Source organism: Nocardioides sp. (assembly GCF_036405735.1).
GTDB lineage: Bacteria > Actinomycetota > Actinomycetes > Propionibacteriales > Nocardioidaceae > Nocardioides.
The window spans coordinates 1-6,922 of record NZ_DASWXC010000042.1 but is presented as its reverse complement, the minus strand read 5'-3'; the positions used below and the strand labels follow the sequence as shown (position 1 = coordinate 6,922).

Below are 6,922 nucleotides of genomic sequence, written 5' to 3'. Positions count from 1 at the left end.
TCGTGACGGTCGGCGCCGGACCCGATGACGGACGCGATGACTTCGTGGACGTGCCGTTCACGTCCGTGCCCGCTCTGATCGATGTCGGCGATCTGTCCGGCACCGTCGTGTTCGTGAGCGAGCCACCGTTCGTCGCCACGCGTCTCCCGGCGTACCAGATGCTTCACGTCCCGCCGCCATTGCGCACACAACGGCGGGCGGAGGTCGTCGCCGCGATGCGGGACCGGATCCCGATCGCTACGAGCAGGTACGCCGCCGACCTGTGGGCACGCTTCCTGGACGTCGACGTGGCGACCGTCCACGTCGTCTACCCGTTCGCCGAGACCGTGTTCGCCACAGTCGCTCGAACAACGTCACCCGAGGGCGTTGGTCGGGTGCTCTACGCCGGACGGCTGAGCCCGGAGAAGGGCATCTACACGTTTCTGTCGATGCTGCACACCGACATCGTCGACGACGACCCGTCGCTGTTCTTCACCGTGACCACCGCCGGGGCGGACAAGCCCCAGGGGCAGATCATCGAGGGCATGGTGCGCGCCCACCCCCGGGTCGACCTGGTACCGGCGCGTATGAGTCCAGAGGAGATGGCGGTGCTGGTGGCCGACCACGACGTGGTCGTGATGCCCTCGAACGGCCAGTACTGGCACGAGACCTTCGGGATCATCTCGATCGAGGCGCAGCACTCGGGGGCGCGCGTGGTCGCGTCCGACGACGGGGGGCTGCCCGAGACGCAATGCGGTGCCCTCCACCTGGTCGCCCCCGACAACGCGGAGGCCCTGGCCCAGGGGATCATGGACGCGCTGTCCCGCGACCCGGTCACTCCTGCGCAACGGGCGGCTGCGACGACCCGCTTCACGATCGCCCAGTCCGTCGACGCCCTGCTCGGCGTGTTCGCCGCGCCGGAACCGATCACCCCGCTTCGCATGGTGCGTGAGCTCGAGGCGCTCATCAGCCTGCCGGACGCCACTTCCCCGGTACGGCGTTCCGCGATCCAGCCGCGACCAGCCGAGGGAGTCACCTCGTGAGCACGCCCACATCGGGGTTGCGCTTCACCGGCACGGACCTGGCCTACGTCCTGTCCGCCCTTGTCGCCTCGCGGGACGCGCAGCGGGCCCACCGTCTCGTCGCGGAGGAGGCCCACGAGCCTCGCTTGCGCGCCGCGGCTCGCCGCGGCCAGATCGTCTTGGACGACGACATAGTCCGCATCGTCGCCCTTCTCGCACGGTGGAACCGGCCCGAAGGCACGGCGCTCTTCGCCGAGGCCGGCACGGAGCCGTCGGCACCGCCGACCGGGGCAATCGTTCCGGGACCCGCGCAAGATCTGCGACTGGTCGCGATGCTCTCGGCGCACCTCGAGGCGGCGGTCCTTCGCGGCCGAGGGGAGTTGATTCACGGTTTCGAGACCGCCGCTCGCGACCTCGCCGAGGATCACATCCGTGGCGCGGCTCGAGATCTGTCCGCGCTGCGGTGCGCACTGGAGCCCGAGCCCGAGCCCGAGCGCCGGCTCCGTGGATCAGCGCGCGCCTGACCTTGCCTCGCCGCGCTCCCCACCAGCTGTGGCTCACCGATCCGGTCTACGTGCCGGCCTGGGCCGGAGTGGCTTACGTCTGCCTCAGCAGACGCGTACTCAGGCACGGTGGTGGGTTGGTGCCGCGTGCACCCGGCAAGGGACTCCCGTCCCCCATGGAGACGGAGGGCCCGATCGGCCCGGCGTCGAGCGACGTGCTCCGGGCAGTGCTCAGTCCGCGTCGTACTCCTGGAGCAGGCCGACCTGGTTGAGGGCGCGGCCGTCGGAGGTCAGGGTCAGCGAGCCGATCGACGTGCTGGGCTGGTCGGCGTAGCGGATGTGGGCGCGGGTCCGGCGACCGGTCGTCTGCCACAGCTGCCCGGGCGGGCTCGGCTCGGGCTGCATCTGGTGCACGTCGAGCTCGACGCGGTCGTCGAAGAAGCGGGCGACGAGGTAGGTGGCGTCGCCGTGGTAGAGCAGCCCGCCGGTCGAGACCTGGGTGACCCCGTCGGCCTGGCGCATCGTCGTGGCGTGCACCTCGCCGTTGAGGTAGAGGTCGACGCCGAAGCGCGCCATCGTGCGCCACAGCGGCGAGCGGCGACCGCCCTCGATGTGCCCACCCGAGGAGGAGACCTCGCGCACCGGCATCAGCACGGGGTTGTGGCCCTGCACGATCACCCAGGGGACGCCGTCGGCGCGCGCCTGGCGCAGCGTGTCGCGCAGCCACCGCAGCTGTCCGCCGCGGACCTCGAGGTGGACGTCGCCGTCGCGTCGGTGGAACTCGTCGAGGCTCACCAGCAGCACGTCGGGGGAGAGGTGCACGGCGTACGCCGTGTCCGACCAGACCGTCCCGACGGGGCGGTCGCGGTAGCGCGGCTTGCCCGACGGCAGCCGGGTGAAGTAGCGGGCGAACTGCTCCTTGAACAGCGCGATCTCGCGCCGCTTGAAGTCCGACCACGGGGAGCGGTGGTCCCAGAAGTTGTCGCCGATCTCGTGGTCGCCGAGGGCGGCGTGCAGCGTCAGGCCGCGGATCCGGAACCGCTGGAGGTACGTCGAGTAGTAGAACCGCGCCGCCTTGCGCACGGCCTGGCGCTTCTGTGCCTGGGTGCGCACCGGGCCGAACACCCCGGTGCCGAGATCGTCTCGGCCCCAGCGACCCTCGACCAGGTCGCCGGGCACCAGGACCGAGCCGGGGTCCAGCGCCGCGATCTCGTCGAGGAACCGCCGGATGCTCTTCTGGAGCTGCGGGGTCCAGGAGTTCGGGTCGCCGCGGTGCCACGTGGGCAGGTCGCGCAGGTCGCCCACGTCCTGGTTGAGGAAGTCGGGCGCCGCCACGAGCTCGTAGATCGGCTCCTGGTCGGCGGGGAAAGCCTGGGCGTTGATGATGCGCGGCCGGTCGCCGTGGCCCCCGGCTCCCGTCACGGTGGGCCCGGTCGAGCAGGACGACGCGGCGAGCGCCAGGCTCAGCAGCGCCACCAGCAACCAGGCGGGCCGCAGCCGTCGTCGGGACGGGGTCGAGCGAGTGATGGGTCGGCCCTTTCGTTGTGCGACACGCCGTGTCGGCGCCGAGACGTCGGCGCACGCGACACCAGCCCGCACCCGGGCGGCCCCCTGACAGCCGACTCCTGCCGGACCCAGCCTACGGAACGATCCTGAACGACGCTCCCGGTGGCCCGGGCGTGCTCAGCGCCGCAGGGCGCCCATCCACTCCTCGACGTCGGCGGCCGCGCGGGGCAGCGCCGCGGAGAGGTTCCGCGAGCCGTCGGCGGTCACGAGGATGTCGTCCTCGATGCGGATGCCGATGCCGCGCAGCTCCTCGGGGACCAGCAGGTCGTCCTCCTGGAAGTACAGCCCCGGCTCGACGGTGAGCACCATGCCCTCGGCGAGCGTGCCCTCGGCGTACGCCTCGGGAGCGGCCTGGCCGCAGTCGTGGACGTCGAGCCCGAGCATGTGGCTCGTGCCGTGCAGCGTCCAGCGCGCGTAGACCCGGCTCTCGGGGTCGAGCGCCTCCTGCGCCGACACCGGCAGCAGGCCCATGCCCTCGAGCCCGTGGGCGAGCACCTCCATGGCGGCGTTGTGGGCCGCGCGGAACGGCACGCCGGGGCGTACGGCGGCGATGCCGACGTCCTGGGCGGCCAGGACGAGCTCGTAGAGCTCGCGCTGGACGTCGGTGAAGCGGCCGTCCACCGGCAGCGTGCGGGTCACGTCGGCGGTGTAGAGCGAGCGGTTCTCGACACCCATGTCGAGCAGCACCAGCTCACCGGGCGTGATCGGGCCGGTGTTGTCGATCCAGTGCAGCGTCGTGGCGTGCGACCCGCCGCCGACGATGGAGTCGTAGCCGATGTCGTTGCCCATCGCGCGGGCCCGGCGGAAGAAGGTGCCCTCGATCCAGCGCTCGCCGTAGCGCAGCACCTCGTCCCACTCGCGCACGGAGTCCTCGAAGCCGAGCGTCGTGATGTCGCAGGCCTCCTGGAGCTGCTCGACCTCCCAGTCGTCCTTGACCAGCCGCAGCTCGGAGGCGACCCGCGCCAGCTCGGCGTCGCGCGCGTCGTCGGGGCTCACGAGGCCGTCGACCGCCGCCGAGACGCCCCGCAGCACGCGGGTCTTGCCGGTCTGCCCGAGGACGCCCGTCAGCTCGTCGAGGTGACGGACCTCGAGGCCGAGGGAGTCCGACATCTCCTTCAGCGACGGTCGGCGGCCGACCCACAGCTCGCCGTACTGACGGTCGCGGAAGAACTCGTCGGTCTCGCGCGAGGACCGCGGCCGGGCGTAGAGGACGGACTCGCCGTCGGCCACCACGAGCACCGCGTCGCTGGTCTGGTTGCCGGTGAAGTAGGTGTGGGCGGTGTCGGCGCGGAACCGGTAGTCGGTGTCGTAGGCGCGGACCTTGAACGTCCCGGCCGGCAGCACCAGCCGCTCGCCGGGGAACACCCCGGCCAGTCGGGCGCGACGACGCGCCGCGTGCTCGGCGACCGGCAAGACCGGCAGGTCCAGCTCGCGGTCGCCCCAGCCGGTGCGCATGAAGGCGGCGTAGGCGGCCGGGACGGCCGGGTCGTGCGACTCGGTCTTGGGGGCGGCCGGCTGGGTGGACGGGTCGGTGCCCTCGGGCGGGGTCTGCTCGCTCACGCCCGCCACTGTACGCCGGGAGCGCGCCACGAGCCCGCCAGGACAAGGGCCTCGCCGACCTGCACCGATAGGCTGCCGGCATGCCTGGTGCCCGCCGCGGACACGCGACCTCGTCGGTCGCGTTCGCGGTCGTGGTGACCGTCCTGGTGTGCTTGGGCGCCCTGGCGATCCTCGCGATCCTGGCGTTCTCCGGTGCGCCCGGCTCGCTGGCGCTGGCGACGGTGCTCGCCGCCCTCCCCGTGGGGCCGCTCGTGGGGTGCTACCTGTGGCTGGACCGCTACGAGCCCGAGCCGCGCACGCTGCTCGCCGCCGGGCTGCTCTGGGGGTGCTTCGTGGCCACCGCCGCCGCACTCGTGATCCAGGGCGTCGGTGGCTTCGTGGTCTCCTTCACCGACAACCAGAGCCTCGCGGTGGTCGCCCCGCTCACCGAGGAGGCGAGCAAGGGGCTCTTCCTCCTGCTGCTCCTGTGGTGGCGCCGCGCCGAGCTCGACGGCGTGCTGGACGGCATCGTGTACGCCGGCATGGTCGGCATCGGCTTCGCGTTCACCGAGAACATCCTCTACCTGGCCGCGGCATACAACGGCACGGACGGCGCCGGGCCCGGAGGCACCGAGGCGCTGACGGCGACGTTCGTCGTCCGCTGCCTGTTCAGCCCGTTCGCGCACCCCCTGTTCACCGCGTTCACCGGCATCGGGGTGGGTCTCGCGGTGAGCTCTCGCAGCCACCTGGCCCGCATCCTCTGGCCCCTCGGCGGGTACGCCTGTGCCGTGCTCGCCCACGCCGTCTGGAACACCTCGACGGTCTACGGCTTCGACAACTTCGTGATCGCCTACGTGGTGCTGATGGCGCCGGCGTTCGTGGCCCTGGCCGGTCTCGCTGTCTGGGTGCGCAGCTCGGAGCGGCGGGTGCTGGCAGCAGCGTTGAGCGACGCGGCACGCCGTGGGCTGGTCCCCGCGACGGACATCGGCTGGGTGGTGGATCTCGGGGCCCGCCGCCGCAGCCGGGCCTACGCGCGTCAGGTCGGGGGTCGCCCTGCCGAACGGGTGATGCGTGACTACCAGCAGGCGGCGATCGAGCTCGGGTTCTTGCACTATCGCTTCCTTCGCGGCACCCCGCCGCCCGACTACGCGGCGCGCGGACAGCAGTTCCTCCAGCGGATCGCGGCCCTGCGGCCGTCGATCGCCTTCCCCGGACAGGTGGTACCCACCCGATGACTCTCTCCCGTGACGAGAGCGAGCACACCGACCAGCTCGACACCCGGATGCTGACCGCCCTGGTGCAGCTGCGCGGTGCCCTGCAGGCCGCCCGGCTGCCGCTGGACGTCTCGGGTGTCGACGAGCGTCGCCTCGCGCGACAGCAGATGATCGACCAGCTCGAGGACTACGTCATCCCCCGGCAGATGAGCATCGACGCGCCGCTGCTGGTGGTCGTCGGCGGCTCCACCGGCGCCGGCAAGTCCACGCTGGTCAACACGCTGGTCGGCCGTCGGGTCACCGCCTCCGGCGTGCTGCGGCCCACGACCCGCTCACCCGTCCTGGTGCACCACCCCGACGACGCCCGCTGGTTCGGCCAGGACCGGCTGCTGCCGGACCTGGTCCGCACCGACCGGTCGACCAACGACCCGCACGCGCTGCAGCTGGTGCCCTCCGACACCGTGCCCGTCGGTCTGGCGATCCTCGACGCCCCCGACGTCGACTCGGTGGAGGAGCACAACCGCACGATCGCCGCGCAGCTGCTCGCGGCGGCCGACCTGTGGCTGTTCGTCACCTCGGCTGCGCGCTACTCCGACCAGGTGCCGTGGGACTACCTGCGGCAGGCCGCCGAGCGCTCGACGTCGGTCGCGATCGTGCTCGACCGCACACCGGCCGACGCCGTGCAGACGGTCGCGGCCCACCTCGCCCGGATGCTCGCCAGCCGTGGGCTGAAGGACTCCCCGCTGTTCACCGTGAACGAGGCGCCCGTCTCCGAGGCGGGGCTGCTGGACGCCGCGGAGGTCGCCGACATCCGCGGCTGGCTGACCTCCCTGGCCGGCGACGTCGACGCCCGCGCCCTGGTCGTCCGCCAGACCCTCGACGGCACCATCCGCACGCTGGCCCGCCAGACCTTCCTGGTGGCCGAGGCGGCCGCCGCCCAGATCGAGGCGCTCGCCCAGCTGCGCGAGCCCGTGGCGTCGGCGTACGACGAGGCGACCGAGCGGCTGCTCGCCGAGACCGGGGACGCGACGCTGCTGCGCGGCGAGGTGCTGGCGCGCTGGCAGGAGCTGATCGGCACCGGCGAGCTGCTGCGCACGCT

6 protein-coding genes are annotated in these 6,922 nt (G+C 72.4%); 4 read left to right on the top strand and 2 right to left on the bottom strand.

What is annotated here, in order from left to right; translation table 11 throughout:
- Window positions 1–1,022: glycosyltransferase family 4 protein (locus tag VGE38_RS06110; protein WP_331141647.1), on the top strand; the 1,022-nt coding region annotated here is incomplete at its 5' end.
- The gene (locus tag VGE38_RS06105; protein ID WP_331141646.1) at window positions 1,019–1,525 is read left to right on the top strand and encodes a hypothetical protein; all 507 of its coding nucleotides are present in this window, start codon (window positions 1,019–1,021) and stop codon (window positions 1,523–1,525) included. The genes VGE38_RS06110 and VGE38_RS06105, both read left to right, overlap by 4 nt.
- Window positions 1,526–1,735: 210 nt before the next feature.
- Here VGE38_RS06105 and VGE38_RS06100 read toward each other — a convergent pair whose 3' ends face one another.
- Window positions 1,736–2,980 carry a metallophosphoesterase family protein gene (locus VGE38_RS06100; protein WP_331141645.1) on the bottom strand — a complete coding sequence of 415 codons (1,245 nt, stop codon included), beginning with the start codon at window positions 2,978–2,980 and terminating at the stop codon, window positions 1,736–1,738.
- A gap of 207 nt (window positions 2,981–3,187) precedes the next feature.
- Window positions 3,188–4,630, bottom strand: coding sequence for an aminopeptidase P family protein (locus tag VGE38_RS06095; protein WP_331141644.1), 1,443 nt, complete (start codon window positions 4,628–4,630; stop codon window positions 3,188–3,190).
- Window positions 4,631–4,710: 80 nt separating this feature from the next.
- Here VGE38_RS06095 and VGE38_RS06090 point away from each other — a divergent pair, with 80 nt between their 5' ends.
- Both VGE38_RS06090 and VGE38_RS06085 read left to right on the top strand, forming a co-directional pair.
- Window positions 4,711–5,844: a PrsW family intramembrane metalloprotease gene (locus VGE38_RS06090; protein WP_331141643.1), complete on the top strand. Its 1,134-nt coding sequence runs from the start codon at window positions 4,711–4,713 to the stop codon at window positions 5,842–5,844.
- A partial coding sequence (locus VGE38_RS06085; RefSeq protein ID WP_331141642.1) for a dynamin family protein occupies window positions 5,841–6,922 on the top strand: 1,082 nt, incomplete at its 3' end. The genes VGE38_RS06090 and VGE38_RS06085, both read left to right, overlap by 4 nt.